Source organism: Legionella birminghamensis (assembly GCF_900452515.1).
Lineage (GTDB): Bacteria > Pseudomonadota > Gammaproteobacteria > Legionellales > Legionellaceae > Legionella_C > Legionella_C birminghamensis.
In genome coordinates this window covers 3,107,293-3,127,179 of record NZ_UGNW01000001.1, presented here as the reverse complement: position 1 = coordinate 3,127,179, position 19,887 = coordinate 3,107,293, and the positions used below count along the sequence as shown (strand labels likewise).

Here is a 19,887-nt window from a genome sequence, read left to right as displayed (position 1 = left end):
TGCCAAAAAATAGAGAGTGAAGAGGCACAAGACTGATACCCGGAATAGGCATCATGTGGGTCCCGCGGTCTTTGCCGCGGGAATACGGTTGAGTCTACACCGCGGGAATACGGTTGAGTCTACACCGCGGGAATACGGTTGAGTCTACATCGCGGGAATACGGTTGAGTCTACACCGCGGGAATACGGTTGAGTCTACATCGCGGGAATACGGTTGAGTCTACATCGCGGGAATACGGTTGGGTCTACATCGCGGGAATACGATTGGGTTTTTGCCGCGGGAATACGATTAGGTTTTCGTCGCAGTACGTTTACAACGAGTTAGAAGCCGTACAAAATAAAAGGAGGAGCATAGCTCCTCCTCAGGGTGAACGGATTTCCTATATCACTCATTCAGCTGACTGCCTGGGAGCGGGTTTTGCTGTACGTTGATAAGATGAGTACTTAAGGATTCAGAACGGCTCAGTATTTCCTGGGCGACTGCCTGTAAGTGACCTGGCAGTTTCGACATTTCGTCTTTTATCTTTTCAGAAAACTCCTTAAGAGCCTCGCCTTCTATCGCTAAAGGATTTGTCTGGTAGTCTCGGATGAAAGTGTCCAGCGTAGCCGATAAACGTTGAATCCGGGCTTTATTATCCTCAGTGGACTTGGCCCAATGGATGAATCGGCTCACTGCTCCCTTGCCGGGTGCTTTGCTGAAGTTCTCATCGAAATGGGCGCTAGTCATCTCTTGAAGCTTCACCGCTAAGCCCAATACGTCTTCCTTACAACGATCCTGATAAATCTGGAAGTCCTGCAGCGCGCTGACATCCTGCACCCAATGGCGGACTATCTGATCTTCCATTTGGTTTAAGGTGCTGAATATTCGGCTATGGCCGCTGCGATTGAGCTTTTTACCACCGGCTCGAATCGTATTTTCCAGAATATCCTCTGACAAGATCTGATTGCGTGTTGTGCGGATAACATCCATCAGCTGAATATAACGGTTGCCTTCGCCGCGAACGTTATCCAGCTTGCGTTGTAGGCTGGCATACTGGTGTTTGCGAGAGTCGGATTTGAATAAAGAGGCTTCGTATTTTTTGCCTATTTTTTTCAAATTGCCTTCCAGTTCTGCCCGAATTGCCTGGCTCTCGGGCTGGCGGTGCAATTGCTTCAGATCAAGATGCGATCTGCCAATAATCTCCAGTTCATTCGCAAGTTTTAACAATCCCTGCTGCTGTTGAGGGGCTAAATCCCTTACCAGACTTACACTCGCGCTTGGTTTTTTCGCCAAAAGCTTTTGGGTTTCATTGATATAATGTCGTAAACCATGTTCAAGAAGCTTTTCGTTTTTAGCCGCTGACCAGTTAATCTTACGGGATCCATTATTCAAGTCCTCAGTCACAAAGGCGTTGTGATTGAGCAGATGCATCCAGATAACCCGATTCTTGGCCTGATTTGGCGTACTGTTATCGAATTTATACCAATTTTCTTTTTCAGCAAGTTGCTTGAGTGTCTCAACATTTCCGCGGTGTTTCTGACCATTTTCATAAAACCAGTCGATAATCTCTTTCAACTCATCCTGCTCTGAAGAAGGAATGGTGGATGAATAGGAAGCCAGATTGTCATAGAGATATTGCTCTGCTGGAAATTCATTGCGCTCGAGGAAGCCTATTAACTTCACGACATCATTGTTGTCGTGTTGAGCTGCCTGAAAGCGGTTAATACCGGTAACAATATAACTCAGTTTTTCCGGAGAGGGCTGAGGCTGCGAACCTGTGGCTATCAGTAAGGCTTTGGTCAGCAATCCCACTCGTTCAGATGACAAGGTGACATTAGATCCATATTTAACCGATTGGATTAATGAAATTGGGTTGGCTTTAATATTATCCTGGAAGCTAATCCATGTTTTTAACAGGATATTCAAGTTTGGCGAAGACAGGGTTGGGATGGAGCGGGTGAACTCCTCAACATCTTGCTGACTTAAATTGGTACTTTTTGAGAGAATATCTTTTGCTGTAGCCAGTGATTGACAGCAAACAGAGAAATCTTTCAGATTCATCTGCGTGTCATTCAGCATGCGCAGCAGGGCTTGAGTTTCTTGTTCGCTAAAATTATAAACGGACAGATTTTTTTGTAAATTTTCCAGTGTAAATGACGGTCTGTTTACAAATCGGTCCAATTCATCCAGCACAGCAGGTTTCTCATTCAGAAGTGTTAAAAACCAGACGGATGCCTTATCAAGATTGGGATGGTTTTCCCGTTTACCTCTTTCCATAAAATGTTTGTAACTTTGCAGGGCATGTTCCACACGCTGGTCAAAATCGGGTATGGGTAACCAGGAAGTAAGCAATTTACTGAGTACCGCTCCAGATTCCCTCTGTTGTTCTGGAGTGAAGTTACCTTCTTTTCTCCACAGGTCATACAGTGTTTTCCATTGCTGCGGCTGGATACGGATAGCAATCTCAGGTGCTGTTTTAACAGCCAGCTGTAGATTTTGAAACCAGGCTTTTCCTTGTTGAGACAATATAGAGGCAACTGCGGGGGGATGCGCATCGGTTAAATCTTCAGCAAGGGAACGCCACAGATTTTGCAGATCTTCACGGTATTTTCCTGCGTCCAAATTCCACCAGCGTTCCGTTTTCTTCACCACGGCACTGAAAGCATCCCAGTTAACCCCATCCGAAAAGTGAGTCATTGCCTTGGCAAAATGTTCCAGGAATACCGCGCGGTCTTTTTCTGGCAGGCGGGTAATCAAATCCTCGCATCTTCTGAACATCCGGATACGGTGCACATAATTCGGCTCGGCTGCTTCTTTCAGTAATGTGAACAGCTCACCTTCATGATTAGGGAATGCACTGGCGAGGCGCCATAGACTTTCATTCTCAGAGTAACTCATCGTTTTGCCTGAAAAACGGCTTTCCATGAGTTGTGAAGGGGTGTCCGCAATCAGATTTTCAATATTCTCCATATACTGGGCGCCCAAGCGTTTCTGCTCAGCTTCTGTAAAGCCGCTCAGATATTTCAACAGAGGCAGGATTTTCTCAATCCTTGCTGCGCCGCTGCGTGGGCCAGGCTCAGTTAACCACTGTCCTATCATCTCCTGCAATGGTGGGGTTAACTTTCCAGTCAGTTTGAGATAGTTTTCTTTCTGCTCTGAACTGAGTTTTTTTAAGAGTGACTCTGCTTTCGGGGTTGTGATCGAACCTTTCTTTGTCCGCTCATACAGATCAGAACGCTGAGTAATCTGCAGAACACGAATATTGAGTTGATCCAGCAACTCTCCAAGTGTTTGGAAACTGGCCGCTTCAGTGTTAAACGTTTGCAGCATATCCGGCTTGCTGGCGAGAGTGTCCAGCTGTTTGGGGATTTCGGTCATCGCTTCAGGAGAAACACCGTCTGCGGGTAAAGCGGCAATTTTCGAACCGAGTGAAGCCAGGGCGCGGGTATTTTTATCAGAGGGGGTGAATTTTTCCAGTGCAATCACTAGATCAATCTGTGGCGCTTCTGTGAATTTAAAGGCTGGGATACCATCTGTTTTGCCAATGAGTACTCCATAATCCTCTTGGAGATGGCGGGCAGTTTCGATAATTTTGACTTCTATCTCACGCACTTTTTCAGTGGGCGTTAAGTGTTGCTTAGCCGAGATACTGAGCCATTGCTTTTCCAAACCGTGGATATGGCGGGTTACCATATTGGTAAACTCGTTGGCCTGCACCGGATCAAGGAAGTTGGAAATCAGCTGCAGCCCCCAACCGGAGAATTGCGCCATCCCTGCGCGGAAGCCCTGGTTTGCGGAATTCTGTAAGGTAAATACATATTCGCGCAGCAGCATGACCTGACTAAAGAGTTTTTCATTCTCATTGTCACCAGGTACACCGTCCAGAATGCCTTCAATAGCCCTATGATCGATGCCGGGGGTCGCATCAATTGTTGCTTTAAGCTGTCGGCGCTCAGCCTTCAGTTCATCTTCAAGATAGAATTGGAAAACTTGTCCCTCTTCACCATTCCGGGCAGTACGGCCCCCTGTTTGAAGCAAGTCATTAACATCTCCGGTGTCGAAGATAAACACCGCTTCAACCCCGACATTATCACCGCGGCCGAAACCGGAAGCAACGAGCGTTATACCGGTTTGCTTTTTACCGCCTTTCCAGTTTTCCATGCGCTGTTTGCGCTCAAGGATCGCACTGCTGGTTTCCTCGTCTTCGTTGGTATAGAAGATGATTTTACCCAGCTCTTCTTCGCTTAAATGAGCTTTTAGTATTTCTTTAATTTCAAGTACTTTTTTATCATTCTTACAGCCAAACAGTACGGACTGATTGTTGGCCATGCAATGTTTGAGCTGATGAAGCATTGCTTCAATGCGTTGCTCGGGTCTTTGATAAAACTTCGCTTTATGCCATTCGCGCAAGTCACGCTGGTTAGTTGACACCTGCAGTACCTGTGTGCCTTGCTCAGTGTTTAAAGCCTGGGCCTGTGAACTGGATACGGAGCCAGTATAGCCTTCCCAATGCTTCCACAAATTCCTCAGCAGCTTGTTGGCCACCTGCGAGCTGATGATATGGCTTTCCGCATGCACGTGATAGTTTTGCGCTTCATTGCGGGTTTTAGCCTCCTCATTAAGCCGCACAGCCAGTAACTGGTGGACGCCGGCACTGAAGGTAGAGCCTTTGGCCTTTTGGTTACTGGAGGTCAACGGGATAATTTCTTTTAGAAGGTATGAGGCTTCACCAATTTGAACATTCTCTTCAACGACCGAGAAATTGATACCCCGTTCCATTGAGGCGGCATCATGTGCAGATTGAAGCCAGCCGACTAACTGCAGCCCGTCGCGGGATAATTGGCTAAGGAAATTCAGTTTTTCTTCATCTTCCTTGGCTTTGTCAATCAGGAAGGTTAAGAGTTCCCTTGCGCTCGCCATGGTAACCTGTTCTTTATCGAGGCGAGCACGGTTTTGATCATAAAACTCATTCATGGCCTGATAAAACCATATCATTTGCTTGGGAGTGCGTCCCGTTGGACGTGCATAGTTATATTCTGTTTTACGCCCCTCATCAAAGTAAGTGTAATCGAGCTCATCGCCCAATCCTTCTGTTTTGTCAGGATCAATGTCAATGGGTTTACCCTGATAGCTTTGTTCATCAAGGAACAGAGACAAATCACCCAGCGTTGTATAATGCACTTGGGCTTCAGTATAGCTTTCGCGGGTTGACTTGGGATTAATCAGTGAGGTTTTGATATTTAAATAATCAAAAAGGGCTTCATAATCCTCTAGATCCCGTTCGGCAAGACTGCGTTTGGCAGTGAAAACGGTTGCCGTTTTCCCTTGGGCTGCTTTTTTCGCAGCGCGCATGGCCACAAAATGGCTTTTTCCTTCCCCGGTAGCCAGTTTAAGAACCCTGCTGGGTGCATTGATGGCCACGTCATTGGCAATCAAGGCAAATTGCTGCGCCATATGCGGGTATTTTCTGGTGGTGACCCCCAGGGCATGAAAGAGCAGCGCCCAGATTTGAACTTGCTGGCTGTCACTGGTTGGGCTCTTGCATAAACGATGGAAGGCTTCTGACAATTCTTCCTGGCTAAGTTCAGTGATGGGTTTATGATAGCCATCAATAAAAGTCTTGCCCGTTTCCAATTGCTTGAGCTCAGAGAACATGAGGCTGATGCGTGCAATTTCCGTAGCCGACAATGGACGATTGGTCTTGCCATCGGTCACCCGGGTTTCAGTAAACATACGGCGCAAGTCGGCAGCGCGGGTTTTGGCGACATGACTATAGTCGGGGCGAACTTCCGGATGTGGATTTTTCAGGAAAGCAGCGAGTTCTGTTTGGAAATTACGGCCATCATCGACACGCTTGAGAATGCGAACCAGATCGTCAGCGCCGGGTGAAGGCTGCTTGGGATAGGTTGCTGCAAGCGCCCTTAATTCCTCGACGGATAGGGTACTCAGACGATCCACCAGTTTTGGAGCTTTTTTATCCAGCTCATACTCATAGGCTTCTTTATCACGCAGACCAGGTTGTAAACTGCTCCAGGCAATAATATGGAATAATAAAGAGCGTTCTTCGCTTTGCTCATCCGTAAATTTGCCCATTACCTTATTAAACAGGGCTTCTTCACGGGGAGCCGCTGCCATGGCTTTTAACCATAGGGATGTAGTCTTTTCCCATATCCCTCTGACGGTCTCGTTCTCTACCGTATGATTAAGGAGTTGTCTTAACTTATTAAAGCGGTTTTCCAGCTCAGCCATACTCGAAGCCGTGCTTAGGATCTGCAAAGCAGAGTCGCGGCTGGCTTCATGCTGCTCTGAGGATAACAAGTTGATTATGTCAGCAAGCAGGACGGTGTTACGGGAATACTGATATTCCTTCAAGGCCAGCTGGCATAATACGGCTTGTTGTTGCCGGTTGAAGGTTGTATTTTTCAAAATTCCTTTTAAGGGGATAGTTAAAGCCTGCGGGAAATCCTTCTCGGCATTATCAATGGGTTTTGCCTTCAGCAATTCATCTTTGAGGATCACTTGCAGCATGTCGAGCGGGAAGGCGACTTGTTCGTCTTCAGGTTTTAATACATCAAGTATTTGACTGAAATAACTGGCGCTCCACACCTGATCTTTGCCGGTTTTCTCAAGAACGGCCAGCAGAGGCTCTACTTCATTGAGGTAGGTTCTGTTCAGTTGCAGGCGGGTAAAAAATGCCATTAATGGACGCAGCGCTTCCTGGGCATCTCCTCCTGTAGGAACTACAATATGATTCTTCAGGAAATCCCAGAGCCGGTGTTGGTGGTCAACGAATGTACCAATCTGGCCAGGACGATCTTCTTCAACCAGATTGCGAAACTCGCCTGAGCGCGAATATTTAAATGCAATATCCTGATCGTTAAGTGAAGTGATAAACGCTTTGCGTATTGCAGAGCGGTTTACCGGTTTTTCATTCATGTCCTTTATCGCTTTGAGGAAGGCTTTCCAGTTCTCAGGCTTGTGCAGGGCTTGTGGATTACCTTGTTCAAAATTGACGGAGAGTAAATGCTTCAGTACTACTTCCAGTTCATTTTGCACTGCCAGGCTCAAATCACTGGTTGCATCGATAAATGCCTGTAATTGTTCCTTGCTTAAGGCACCGAATAAAGTAGCGGCTTTATAAGCTTCGTTTTTAAGAAATTGTGGGTATTTCGAGGGAAATTTCACCTGGGTTTCAAATAATCCAAGGAATGGCTCCATCTTGGCCTGGTTATTTCCTTCGACCAAAAGGTTAAGCGCTTCGAGGAAATTGCCATGGGGGTACTTGCGGAGTAACTCGTTTGCCCGGTTACCTTGTAAAAGATCCTGGGTTTTTTCCAGCGTACTCAGCGAAATCGCCAGCTGGTCATGGCCAAATTGAAAAGCAGCCTGATGAAGATGTTGGGCGATATTTGCCACTAGTTGAACGGGAAGTCCCCTGACTGTATCCAAAGCAGCTGCAACCTGTCGGGCATCATAGCGGGTATACAGGAGCCACATGAGCTGATGGCGTGATAAGGGGTTGTCATTGGCTATTGCCTTGCTGAGAAGGGTATAGTCGCCGTATGTAAATTGGGGACGGGTTGCCAGCGTTCTTCGGATATTCAGCGCTGCCTCTGTTGCATCCCATTGATAGAGTGTTTTTAAATCAGGGGCATAGGTGGGTTTGCCTTTGACAAAATCGTAGAGCTCCAGATCTTTGTCAAAATATTTGAAACGCTCCTGCTGAATGGCATAGTGTACACCGCCATGGGTCAAGTCAAGTTTGCCAAGTGATTTCAAAAGGCGCGCTTTTTCATCCTGCGCCGGTAAGCTTCTTAAAGAATCAAGGATACGATCCAACGTGACCAGCATATTGCGCGGTTCAAGATCGGCAAACTCGTCACCGGATAAAGCCAGCCCCATATCAGTGAGTTCTTTTACAAAATAATCAAATGCTTTCCACAGCACATCCACTTGTTCCGCTGGAACATGTTGCAGATGCTTGCTGCAGAAACTTAACCAGGCATCTCGAAGCGGTTTAGCTCTCGCTGGCGAGAGGGTTTCCATCATGCTGTCAATGGCCTGAAAGAATGCAGGGTTAATAAAAGAATTATAATTCTCGCTGCTTCTTAAAACCTCACTGTGGAATTTTTGAAAGAATTCTTTGCCTAATTGCTGTTCAATTTGTCGTAATTTGGAGGTTAAAAGAGCGAGTGTTTCCTCCCCATATTTATAATAAACCTGACCAAGGGCGCATAAATCTGTCTGATTCAAAGTTCCGCTGCGCGCCCATTGTATTGCCCATTCCATTAATTCAGGTTGTTTGGCATACAAAATTGAGCAGGCTGTCGGAACATTGAGGAGTAAATCCTGATCCTTTAGGCTCAGAAAAGTTTTGACGGCCTCAACCCCGCCGTATTGCCATGCCTGAATGAATACAGGCCAGTGTTGCAACACCCGTTGTTCATTTTTAACCAGCCTGCTGACATTAGGGTTTTCGGTCTTAAATTTTTCCCAGTCTTTCTGGTAATTTTTTGCAGGCTGTAATACTTCAAAAAGAACTAATGGCTGAAAGCTCTTCGCGCTGTCCAGTTTAGGGTTGTTGGCCAAATAAAAATCAATATCGAATTGGCGGAAGTCGCCCTCCCAAAATTCGGCAACGGGCTTACTCACTTGTAAATCCAGGGTAAGCGGAGTGTTGATGCCGTTGGAGTAACCCATCTCTGTGTTGTAGCAGAGAATCAACTGACCGTCTTTGGAGCGTTGGGTATAGAAGCCTCGGGGTAAATTGTTTAAATCCAAACCGGATGAGACACGGGTGTGATGACGAAGCAACATTTTTGCTGCTTCCTGGGTCATCGCCGAGATGACCTGACTGGCTTTGACGGAAGGCTCAGCATTGATCCAGGTGTGGAAAAATGATTCAAGCTCACTTTCACCCTCATACTTAAGCGGGGCAAAGCGTTCAGGATCGCAGGCATTTTCAGCCTTATAATTCTTATAATAATGACCAAGTAATTTATCAATATTCTTATAGGTGACCATTTCGGCCGTAATTACTTCCTCTTTCATCACCATGCGCAAGCGCTGTGTTTCTTTCTGCATTTGCCGCTGTTGCTGAACTTCCTGTTGCTGTTGCATTTGCAGTTGCACACCACCGCCGCGCTGCAAGGGCCAGGGGCCTTTTTCAGTGGCCGCGAATTGCAGGTTAATTGAATCAGCAATCGCTTTTGCTGTTTTATTTCCTTCACCGGCCGCTCCCTTGCCTTGGGCAAAATTACTGGAGTCCTTGATTTTCTGGGAAATCTCAGCACCTTGTTTCAGATGTCGGTTATTTAGAATGATGTTATTAATCTGGCGGTATAAAGATCGTAATTCCCGATATTCCTCGGTGGCGGTTTTTTCCATTTCGAGCTCGGGTATAACGACCAGACCAGTCCATTTGCCTTGTTGCGCCTCTTTTGCCATTGCCCGTAAAAATCCAGCGAAGTCTTTTTTATGGCGCAAGCAATCCGTCAGATAAATTTGCTCGAAACTGTCTCTTTCATTGACAAAACCCAAAAGCGACAAATATGACTTATCATGACCTGGCTGATAAGCGGCACTTAGCTCACTGAATGGAAAAGGATGGTTCTGGCTCAAGTGGCCGATGAGTAAATCAAGATACTCTTTTACTTCATGCTGTTGGCAGGCGAGATAAAAGAGAGGGCGGTTTCGGCCATAAATTCCCAATAAATTGTCGCATAGCTCAGGGTTTTTTAAGAAGGCAAGTACTTCTTCAAGCCCTCTGGTGCCCATGTCTTCAACGCATTGCTTGAAGAGTTTATGCTCATTCTTATTTTGGGCCAAATCGGTGTGTTCATTTAAATGGAGCAGCCAGTAACGAGCAGCACGTTGCCAGAAATTATCAACCATTGGCGGCAGATAGCCGCATTCCTTAAGCCAGCGGTTTCGTCCCAAAGCAGGTAATAATGCAGCTTTGAGGCCTGCGAGGGATTGGTTATCACTATTGATATTTAGTTCAGTCAGGTAGGCGTTTTCCTGCACCTGGTTGATGATCAGTTTTGATTCTTCCGCATTCAAGGCAAACTTTGCAGGCAATTTGATGTTGAGAACTGCTTGCTTGGATTGGCTGCGGAAAGTATGGATGACCATGGCGCTTGCCATGTCTTCCTGGGGATAAGCCCCATAATGATGGGGGGTTCTAGTTAATTTATTGAAATGTGCCGCGTTCGTATTGGTAGGCCTACATGCTTTATAATGGGCGTCCCTCAACCCATCCTCATCAATTTTGTCAGGTATTCTAAGCTCGGCTTTGCCATTTTCAACTGTTAACAAGCGTGGATTGCCATATTCAGTCATAGTGCGTGCGAAACCGGGTATATTTGATCGGTAAGCGTGGTGAGTGATTGTATCGAATTGGGATTCGTTTATTTTGCCGCTTCCAAAGGCCTGCATCACATCGTAAAGGCTGTTAGGAGTGATAGGTTGTTTGTTAATTTCGGGTAATACGGACATCGATGCAAATTTAACCGGCACATAGCCCTGCCAGGTAGAGTTACTGCTATAGCCACTGCCATATGACGCATTATTAACTGTTTTAAACTCCTGAGTACAAAAAGCCTGGTATTCACCCGGTGAAAATTTATATTCAATACTGGTACCGTCTCCACGAAACTGGACAAAGACATAACTGCCTAGCAGGTTGTTAAAGTCAGAGGATGTATCAAAATTCCAGGCTTGGCTGATGTTCTGATCAAGCCAGGCAATAGCCGTATACCCTGTGGAAGGAAGATTATTCGCTTGGCGGGCTTGAACCTCCTTGTATTTAATTGGCAAGCGTTGTTCAACTTCTCTTTTTTCCGCTTCAGAAAGAGGGGTTTCACAATAAATCTGTGGGTTGTGTTTATTTCGTAAATCAATGACTCCCCATTTCGCTTCGCCCTTGGGATCGCGATTAAAATTGACGACCAGTGCGTCCCTCAACATAATCTGAGCGGCAATATCTTCAGAATTTTCAGAATTAATATCGTTCAGATTGTAAACGGCAAAATTGGTAGGCGTTGGACTTCTTCCGTAACCTTTTCCAGCGAGTTCTTTCAAATTCTGAACTAATCGAAGCATATCCAGATAAGTGACTGGCTCTGCTGCTTTTAATTGTCCGGTGGCTGTTTTTTCCAAAAATCCAAGCTGTGTAGAGGGCTGGCCATCGAGCGGAGGAACAAAGACCATTCTTTTCAAAAAACAGTTTCTGACAGAGTCATCGTTTACAAGTAAATCTGCTATTTTTGCACTGACTTCTGCTTCCGTAAACAGCTTTGAAGAGTTCAGTTTCGACATAACCTGATCGAAAAATTCGGTATAACTGCCGTTTCGTTTATTTTTAATTTCTTCTTCCAAGACAGCGAGATTAAAGAGTCCATGAAAGCGGCCTTCCAGGGCACCAATGATTTCTTCAAAATTATCGAACTTATATTTTTGATGAAGATTTGGATAATTATCAGTATACATTGAATATTTCCTGATTTAGGGATTAAGTTATTGTAAGTGTAGTTTGCTTTTCTTAAAGAATTATTAAGGGGCATTAAGATCAGAAAAAAAACATTGAAAATTTTATGTAAATTCTGATTGAAGCAAAATACCGTGCTTGGAAATACAGGTTTTTTTATAAGTGGAGAGACTAACGATAGCCTGGTATTCCACTTCTATGAAGCCAGGCTATACAAATAGGTATGGGTTTATTCTGATTGCAAATAATCTTTCAATGTATCTTCTGTTTCCTTGATGTTAAGCAGCAGTTTTTGAAATAAATTGTGATAGCTTTGAGCCTGGGAATGTCGAACGGCTTCTTCAATAGAGGTACATATTGATTTTAATCGAAGAGCACCGCAGTAGCTGGCACTGCTTTTTAACTTGTGTGCCGTTGATGCTATTTTATTCCAGTCGGCTAACTTAAAAAAAGTTTCCAGGTTCGCTTTTTCTGCGGGCAGAGAATCAATCAGAATATTAAATAATTCCTGCAGCAGATTTTTCTGCCCGTTCACCTGCTTCAGGGCTGCATCAAAATCAATAACGGGGTTAACAGACGATTCATTTTTATCATCTGAATGCTGGCTTTCCGAGGGAATAAACTCTTTTAATATTTCCTCCGCTTTTTCCTTGGCAAGCGGCTTGGTTAATACTGCATTCATGCCGGCAGAAATACAGCGTTGCCGGTTAAATTCATCGCCATGAGCGGTCAAGGCAATAATGGGAATATGATGTTCCTTGTTGATTTCCCACAAACGAATTCGCTTAGTCAGTTCATAACCGTCCATGTCTGGTAAACCAATATCCATAAAGATGAGTTTATACGGTTTGCCCCGGAACACTTTTTCCATAGCCATGTGTGCATTTTCAGCAATATCCACCTCACAATCCAGCTTGCTGAGCAGCACTTTTGCAACGGTAGCGGCAATTGTATTATCCTCAACGACCAACACCCGATGATTACCCGTACCAGTCTCATTGATAGTTGCCTGGGATAAATCCACTTTTTGCACCTCCGGGGGGGAGGGTAAAGGAACGGATATTTCTGCGCCGAAATCATCATCCGTTAAGGCGCGTTTGAATGGAATAAGACAGGTAAAACAGCTGCCTTTACCCACTTCACTTTCAAGGTAGATCTCCGAGTCAAGTTCTTTAACCAATTGGTTAACAATTGCCAAGCCTAAGCCCGCTCCTTTATAGAGACCGATATAAGAGGGGTTTAAACGTTTGAATTCAACAAAAATATCCTGCTGCTTCTCCAGAGGAATACCGATTCCGGTATCCTTAACCGTTAATTTGATTACCTGAGTGCGTTCATCCTGCTTGGCCGCCTGTACCTGGACAACAATTGATCCAGAGTTGGTAAAGGTTATTGCATTGCTTACCAGCTCCAACGCGATCCGATAAACCCTCATGGAATCCCCTATCAAGAAAGGCGGTAAGGATTCATCATAAATCAGTTGCAGGTTAATGCTTTTCTGAAGGGCTGCAGATTGCTGCAGTTTAATGACTTCAGCCAGTTTGTCTTTCAAATTAAATTTTCGATATTTTATAGGGGTATTACCGGATGTCCATTTCACAATATCCAGTATTTCATTCAGCAGGGATAACAATGCCTCGCTCGATTCCATCAGATAATCAATATAGCGTTTGATTTTTGGATCCTGCACCTCATCTTTGATAATTGAAGCAAAACCGGTAATGCCCGAAAGGGGGGTGCGTAAATCATGGCTCATATTTTCCAGGAATTCGGTTTTGGCAATATTGGCTACTTCTGCTTGCTCTTTCGCCTCAGCCAGTGCTGACTCCATTTTTTTACGCTCGGTAATATCATAAAAAATACCAAGAATGCCCATAATCTGGCCGTTTGAAGCATACAGGGGAGTTTTGTTGGTAAGCAGGTGGAGCCGGGTATTATCGGGAAGCGTTAATGTCTCTTCAATATTCAGTTTGGGCTTGCCTGTAAGAATTACCTCCTGGTCATCTTTTTGGTAAAGTGCCGCCTGGATGGGACCCCAGGGTAACTGGAAGTCAGTTTTACCAATAATATCTTCCGGGGAATGTAAACCCGCGAGCTGGGCAAAACGGCGATTGCAACCCAGGAATGTCTCCTCCGTATTTTTCCAGAAGATAGCAGCAGGCAGTTCATTTAATAATTGAGTCAGGAATTCTTTTTCTTTCCAGTAAGTATCTTCAGCTATTTTTTTTTCCATAAATGATTAATGCCTCCAGGTAGATACTATATTGTCATTTGTTATAGAAGACTCCGAACGGCTTATCTCCTCCGAATTTTTAGTCATTGATTTTTCTGAATAGTCTTTTTTGGGCAAAAATTTCATTTTCGACTGCTGGCTTTTCAGCTTTGCAATGGTTTGAGTGACAATGGTTTCAACATTGCCTCCCGCTAATTCCGAAAGGGGCTTTCGTTCAAGCTTGGAACGTAGTTTAATTTGCTCAGGCATATTGAAGATAAATAATTCTTTTTCTGCCCGCTCTTTCAATGTAGCGATACAGTTTGTGATTACGTTCTCCGCTTGCATCTGCTGTTCAAGCAGATTAGTAACCAGTTCGCCGTTATCCAGAAAATAAAATAACTTCATACAGGGGTTCGATATTAAACCAATCATTTCCGAAACTACTGCATGGTCATCCCGGCAATTAAAGGCGTGATGGGGGTTGTTTAATTCTTCTCGGGTTAATTTACCGAGGGTCTGAATAATGCCGAATAGCAAGCCATCAAACTCTGCTTTGGACAGTGCTGGGATGTATTTTGCCATCCCTTCTAACATTTTTTTTGAAATATCATTTATTTCTTCTTGTGTAGCACCGCCATCGATTAAACGTTGGGCACGTTCGCTGATATTTAGCCCATCGGACATTTCCATATTGGTTTCTTTGGCATAAGTGCCCATCGCGTAACCATTGCCCATATTGGAAATCATACAGTGCTGGCCCATGCAAAAAAACATGGAGTTCGCGTTCACCAGTTCTTCGGGCAGCTTCAGTTTAATCAAAGCTTTAAGGCGGTTAGTGCGCTCAGCTTTTTTCATTTCTATACCCAGCATTTCATTGAAATATTTGATTTGCTGCCAGGTTGAATTAACTATAAAGTCGCTATGTATCGTGCCTTCTTGCCCGTCCTTGGTTCGTGTTTTAATAATAAAACGGGCATTATTTCCATCAAACGCCTCATTTTTTTCAAGAGAAGTGACTTCGGTATCTTCTATTAATTGGATATTGGGGTACTTCTTTAGCTCATTCTCACGAAAACTTTTGATAAATTCCTGCCAGTTGAACAGGCATTCGTTCGTTTCAACGACGCAATCCACAATGTCCTTATTGATTAGCCCCTCGTATTCTTCCGGTTTTAAAATCCTGTAGAATTGATCAGGCTCACCAAACACTTTATTGGCGGGATCTTCGGCTACCAGGCGCGCGTACTCTTTTTGTATTTCAGCATAGTTTGCAAGAATGTCTTCTCGGGGGACAGTCGAATCCCTGGTAATGATATAACGTCCATGGCAAAAGGGGGAGTAAATCTCTTCTCCCGCTTCATTGTATCTTCGGCCAATGATGAAATTGGGAAAAGCTCTTTGAACCTTGATGCTGGCACGAAGATAGGCGAGTGAGGTTTCTTTATCGGCGTAATGGAATCCATGTCCTTCCCGGCCTGGATTTCTGCCGCTTGAGCCTTCGCCCATCTTTCCCTTATCTATGAGAAGAATGGTCTCATGAGGATATTTTTTCGCGAGATTAATGGCAGCACCGATACCTGCTGCTCCCGCACCCATTATAGTGATAGGCATTTCCGTTAGTTCCTGAGGTTAAACATTGCTTAATAGTACTCACTGTATTTGTTCTTCCATGCTGTAGTAAGTAATTTCTTTATAATTATAGTCTTCAAATTTCCAGGCAAGCGTTAATACAATTAATCGTCCAGGTACGTTGGCAAGATCCGGCTTCTCAACCTTTAGATTATTCTTCCCCTTCTAAGGCCTGTTGCCGGCATTTGTTTTTCCATTCAAGGTCAACTGTGCCTTCTTCAAGAGGCTCAAGCTGTGAATTAACTGCAACGCGATTATCAAAAACAAAGCAGCTGCCTTCCCATAAAGAATCTTCTTTAATTGTTTCCAGGTAATTCAATATCCCGCCTTCCAGATGATAAACCTGTCCAAAGCCCAGCTTTTTCAGGTAGGCAGTGGATTTTTCGCAGCGAATTCCACCCGTGCAGAACATAGCGATTTTTTTGTCTTTTTGCTGCATTAAATTGTTCTGAACATAGTCAGGAAAATCCCTGAAGTTCAGTGTTTTGGGATTAATTGCCCCTTTAAAAGTGCCAAGGCTCACTTCATAATCGTTACGGGTATCGATTGTCAGAACCTCGGGATCCTGAATGAGCTCATTCCATTCCTCTGGTGTGACGTATGTTCCAGCCTGCGTGGCTGCATCAATACCATCGACACCAAAGGAAACAATTTCCTTGCGCAATTTGACTTTGGACTTATCAAAAGGATTGCTGTCGTCATAGCTTTTTTTAAAGTGCAGGTTGGCAAATTCCGGATAGCTTTTTAGATAGGCGATGAAGGTTTCTACATTATCTTCCAGACCGGCGATCGTGCCATTAATACCTTCGCTTGCCAGTATGGCAGTTCCTTTTATCCCCAAGGCCACCATTTTATTCAATAGGGGTTCTTTTAAGGTTTCATAAGCGGGTAAGGAAACAAATTTGTAAAAAGCAGCAACTAAATATGACTTCATAAAACGCTAACCTAACTGCAATGACTAATAGCCAAATTGAGAATTGTATCAAATTTATTCTTTGATGTGTCAACTGAAGGGTAATAATTATAAAAAACTGAAGCCTGAACTGTAAAGCCCGGCATGTAAAATTATCCTGAGTTACTGTTCTAGTCTGGCTGGAAATCCTGAGGATATGGCGTTATCATTTTGAAAGTTAAGTACAAAAGGAATCGATATGCCTTATGCGTTGTGGATAATATTATTCACGTTAAGCCCCTTAAGCTGGGCTCTGGAAGATTTCGACCGACAGCAGATAGAAGAAAGAATCAAACCGGTGGGCAGCGTGGATATTGAGGAAGAGGCCGGCACTGCTTCAACTCAAAAGGCTGCACCAGCGGAAGAAAAAAAGCTGGCAAAATTGCCAGGGCAGGAAACCTTTGAACAATATTGCGCGGTTTGCCATCAGGCCGGTGTGGCCGGAGCACCCAAGTTCCATGACGCAGCCGACTGGAAACCCCGACAGAGCAAGGGCGTGGATGGGTTAGTCGCCTCTGCTATTAAAGGGCTTAATGCAATGCCGCCCAAGGGCACTTGTCAGTCCTGTAGCGAACAGGATATTAAGGATGCCGTTCAATACATGTTGCCGCCATCATGAGCAAAGGCCTTCGTAAATTGCTGCAGTATTTGATATTGGCAGCCAGCCTGGCAGTTTTTGCTGCGTCCCTGTATTTTCAATATGTGAAAGGAATGGAGCCCTGTCCTCTTTGCATTATGCAGCGAATATGCGTGCTCGTTATTGTTTGTCTGGGAATTGCCCTGCTTTTTGTAAGAACTGGCCAGCGTGTAAACACACTGCAAGTATTGCAAGCGATGTTTGGCGGAGCTGGCCTCTTTTTTGCAGGCCGCCAGTTATGGCTGCAATCTTTGCCCGCAGATCAGGTGCCAGCTTGCTTGCCGGGTCTGGATGTGATGGTGAAATATTTTCCACTGAAAGATGTAATGCATGCGATGTTCTGGGGTTCTGGCGACTGTGCTGAGGTAAACTGGCAATGGCTTGGCTTATCCATGCCGGCCTGGTCGGCCTTATATTTTTTATTTATTATTATAGGAACGGCGATTATTTACTATCAGGGTGAGCAATCAATAAAAAATTAGGCTTGCCTAATTTCCCAACGGTTGGCGTATAATACCGGCAAATAACAGGTCGAATCGATTACAGGTAAATGCATTTCCATGTCAACTTTTCAGTGTGAAGTTCTTGCCGAATATCCCCATAACAAGGCGCGGATCATTCGTGTTAATACTCCCCATGGCAGTTTTACAAGCCCGGTATTCATGCCCGTTGGAACCCGGGCGGGTGTGAATAATATGACGCCCTGGGAATTGCAGGAAGCAGGAAGTCAAATCATATTAGGCGGCAATACCTATCATATGCTCTGCGCGCCGGGAATGGAGGTAATCGAGCAAGCTGGAGGCATGCATCCCTTTATGGGATGGCAGGGGCCTATGCTGACTGATAGCGGCGGGTTTCAGGTCTTTAGCCTTTCCAAAAACAGGGAAATCTGCCGTATTGACGAAGAGGGGGCGCATTTTCAATTACCGGGCGGCTCGCGTCTGATACATATGACGCCAGAGATGTCACTCGAAACGCAAAAAATCATTGGTGCCGATATTATCATGGCCTTTGATCAATGCACGCCTGACGCATCTTCCTATGAGGAAGTAGTGCATATTATGGAAAGAACGCACCGTTGGCTGCAGCAGTCCATGGATTATCACCAGCAATATCCCTGTTCACGTTATGGCGCGAAGCAGGCTCTTTTTGGCATTGTCCAGGGAGGCATTTTCGAGGAGTTGCGTTGTGAGAGCGCCAAATTTGTAGCCAGTATGGATTTGGATGGTGTGGCGATTGGCGGTGAGACTGTCGGTTTTGATATGAAAAAAACCGTGGAGATTATTCAGTGGGTGAGGCAATATCTGCCGGAGAATAAGCCCCGATATACCATGGGGGTTGGTATGTCCCCCCAGGACTTGCTCGATGTAGTAGCGGAAGGCATCGATATGTTCGATTGTGTCGCACCGACTCGCAATGCAAGGCACGGTGCTTTGTATTCTGGTCAAATCGTAAAAGAGGGGCATTGGCTGCGATTTGCAAGCGATTATGAAAACCATCGGCTGCAAATCAAGAAGTCCTGTTTTGCCAATGATCTTGCCCCGGTGATGGAGAGTTGTCTTTGCTATACCTGCAAAACGCATTCGCGCGCCTACTTGCACCATTTGTTTAAGCAAAAATCCAATGTATTCACAGCACTTGCCAGCATACACAATATTCATGTTATGCATGAAGTCTGCACGCAGATGAGAAACCTGATTTTTCAAGCCACTAATCATTAATTCAAGAGGAGATTCCATGATTACGATTAACACATCCAAGGGCGATATCCGTATACAGCTGCACGAAGACACAAGCCCTGAGACTGTCGAAAATTTTAAAAATTATGTAAACAGCGGTTTTTACAATGACACTATTTTTCATCGCGTCATTCCCGGCTTTATGATTCAGGGGGGTGGATTAACCGCTGATATGCAGCAGAAAAAGACCAATAGCCCAGTGAAAAACGAAGCCAAAACTGCAAAACTTAATAAGCGCGGCACCATAGCGATGGCGAGAACAATGGATCCCCATTCCGCTACTGCCCAGTTTTTTATCAATGTAGTGGATAATGGCTTCCTTGATTTCAAAGCGGAGAATGCTCAGGGCTATGGTTATTGCGTATTTGGGGAAGTGGTCGAAGGCATGGATGTGGTTGACGAAATTGCCAAAGTAAAAACAGGCAATAAAATGGGCCATGCTGATGTGCCTGTGGAAGAAGTAACCATCTTCGGTATGAAGGAAGAAGAGTAGATTATGGGCTGGGCTTTACAGCCCAGCCTACGATGTAGGTTGCATTTCAACCGTTTTTCATTACAAATTTCGGCATTTCAATATGATAAAAAATAGCCAGTAAACGAGAGGTGAAGATACTGATAAATGTGATTAATATGTTGATGTTCGTTGGCACTTTAAAATGATCCAGCACAATAAAAAGCAAACCGCCGGCTAAAGCAATCATGGCATAAAGTTCTTTCCTTAAAACAAGAGGGATATCATTGCAAAGAATATCCCGCAACATGCCGCCGCAAATCCCGGTTAACATGCCACTAATTACTGCCACTAAAGGGGAAAGCCCGCTGGCGAGAATTTTTTGCGTGCCGATAATTACAAAAGTCGAGAGGCCCAAGGCATCGAGAATTAAGAAAATTTTCATGATCCTGAGTAAATAATCGGCGAGCAGAATCGTGATAAAGGCACAGGCAGACGTAAATAACAGGTATTCCGGGTGAGTGACCCAGGTGAGAGGATAGGTGTCAAACAGCACATCCCTTACTGTTCCTCCTCCTAAGGCTGTGATGCAGGCAATGACAATTACGCCAAAAAAATCCATTTTTTTCCGGCCCGCCGATAAGGCGCCGGTAATTGCTTCGATGCCGATACCGATAATGAATAAACCATCAAGCAACATATTTTTCTTAATGCTTAAAAAACAGGCATGATAGCATCATTTGAGGAGTGGAAGAAATTCATCTACCATATAAGAAAATAAATTTTTTATTTCAAAT

9 protein-coding genes are annotated in these 19,887 nt (G+C 44.7%); 4 read left to right on the top strand and 5 right to left on the bottom strand.

The window, feature by feature from the left end; genetic code table 11:
* Nucleotides 1-384 precede the first annotated feature (384 nt).
* The 4 genes from DYH42_RS13350 to trhO form a co-directional block, all read right to left on the bottom strand.
* Nucleotides 385-11,469 (bottom strand): hypothetical protein, encoded by an 11,085-nt coding sequence (locus DYH42_RS13350; protein WP_058525046.1) that lies wholly within the window; start codon nucleotides 11,467-11,469, stop codon nucleotides 385-387.
* Nucleotides 11,470-11,696: 227 nt separating this feature from the next.
* Nucleotides 11,697-13,700 carry a response regulator gene (locus DYH42_RS13345; protein WP_058525045.1) on the bottom strand — a complete coding sequence of 668 codons (2,004 nt, stop codon included), beginning with the start codon at nucleotides 13,698-13,700 and terminating at the stop codon, nucleotides 11,697-11,699.
* A 6-nt stretch (nucleotides 13,701-13,706) separates the two neighbouring features.
* Entirely contained in the window at nucleotides 13,707-15,293 is a 1,587-nt protein-coding gene (locus DYH42_RS13340) for an FAD-dependent oxidoreductase (RefSeq protein ID WP_083503210.1), read from the bottom strand.
* A gap of 169 nt (nucleotides 15,294-15,462) precedes the next feature.
* Nucleotides 15,463-16,245, bottom strand: a complete 783-nt coding sequence (trhO, locus tag DYH42_RS13335; RefSeq protein ID WP_058525043.1) for an oxygen-dependent tRNA uridine(34) hydroxylase TrhO — start codon at nucleotides 16,243-16,245, stop codon at nucleotides 15,463-15,465.
* 217 nt (nucleotides 16,246-16,462) lie between these two features.
* On the opposite strand from trhO, the gene DYH42_RS13330 reads away from it, so the two are divergent.
* The 4 genes from DYH42_RS13330 (at nucleotide 16,463) to DYH42_RS13315 (ending at nucleotide 19,132) form a co-directional block, all read left to right on the top strand.
* A complete protein-coding gene (locus DYH42_RS13330) occupies nucleotides 16,463-16,882 on the top strand; it encodes a c-type cytochrome (protein WP_058525042.1) in 420 nt (139 codons plus the stop codon).
* Nucleotides 16,879-17,382 (top strand): disulfide bond formation protein B, encoded by a 504-nt coding sequence (locus DYH42_RS13325; protein ID WP_058525041.1) that lies wholly within the window; start codon nucleotides 16,879-16,881, stop codon nucleotides 17,380-17,382. The genes DYH42_RS13330 and DYH42_RS13325 overlap by 4 nt, the downstream gene beginning before the upstream one ends.
* Before the next feature lie 78 nt (nucleotides 17,383-17,460).
* On the top strand, nucleotides 17,461-18,621 hold the full coding sequence (gene tgt, locus DYH42_RS13320; protein WP_058525040.1) for a tRNA guanosine(34) transglycosylase Tgt: 1,161 nt from the start codon (nucleotides 17,461-17,463) through the stop codon (nucleotides 18,619-18,621).
* A gap of 16 nt (nucleotides 18,622-18,637) precedes the next feature.
* Nucleotides 18,638-19,132 carry a peptidylprolyl isomerase gene (locus tag DYH42_RS13315; protein WP_058525039.1) on the top strand — a complete coding sequence of 165 codons (495 nt, stop codon included), beginning with the start codon at nucleotides 18,638-18,640 and terminating at the stop codon, nucleotides 19,130-19,132.
* A gap of 46 nt (nucleotides 19,133-19,178) precedes the next feature.
* On the opposite strand, the gene DYH42_RS13310 is transcribed toward DYH42_RS13315, so the two are convergent.
* Nucleotides 19,179-19,790, bottom strand: a complete 612-nt coding sequence (locus DYH42_RS13310) for a trimeric intracellular cation channel family protein (RefSeq protein ID WP_058525038.1) — start codon at nucleotides 19,788-19,790, stop codon at nucleotides 19,179-19,181.
* Nucleotides 19,791-19,887 lie beyond the last annotated feature (97 nt).

Bases quoted from the DNA above. Each gene is read 5' to 3' on its own strand.
- DYH42_RS13340 (WP_083503210.1), bottom strand. From the start codon at position 15,293: ATGCCTATCACTATAATGGGTGCGGGAGCAGCAGGTATCGGTGCTGCC.
- DYH42_RS13350 (WP_058525046.1), bottom strand. From the start codon at position 11,469: ATGTATACTGATAATTATCCAAATCTTCATCAAAAATATAAGTTCGAT.
- DYH42_RS13330 (WP_058525042.1), top strand. From the start codon at position 16,463: ATGCCTTATGCGTTGTGGATAATATTATTCACGTTAAGCCCCTTAAGC.
- trhO (WP_058525043.1), bottom strand. From the start codon at position 16,245: ATGAAGTCATATTTAGTTGCTGCTTTTTACAAATTTGTTTCCTTACCC.
- DYH42_RS13310 (WP_058525038.1), bottom strand. From the start codon at position 19,790: ATGTTGCTTGATGGTTTATTCATTATCGGTATCGGCATCGAAGCAATT.
- tgt (WP_058525040.1), top strand. From the start codon at position 17,461: ATGTCAACTTTTCAGTGTGAAGTTCTTGCCGAATATCCCCATAACAAG.
- DYH42_RS13315 (WP_058525039.1), top strand. From the start codon at position 18,638: ATGATTACGATTAACACATCCAAGGGCGATATCCGTATACAGCTGCAC.
- DYH42_RS13345 (WP_058525045.1), bottom strand. From the start codon at position 13,700: ATGGAAAAAAAAATAGCTGAAGATACTTACTGGAAAGAAAAAGAATTC.
- DYH42_RS13325 (WP_058525041.1), top strand. From the start codon at position 16,879: ATGAGCAAAGGCCTTCGTAAATTGCTGCAGTATTTGATATTGGCAGCC.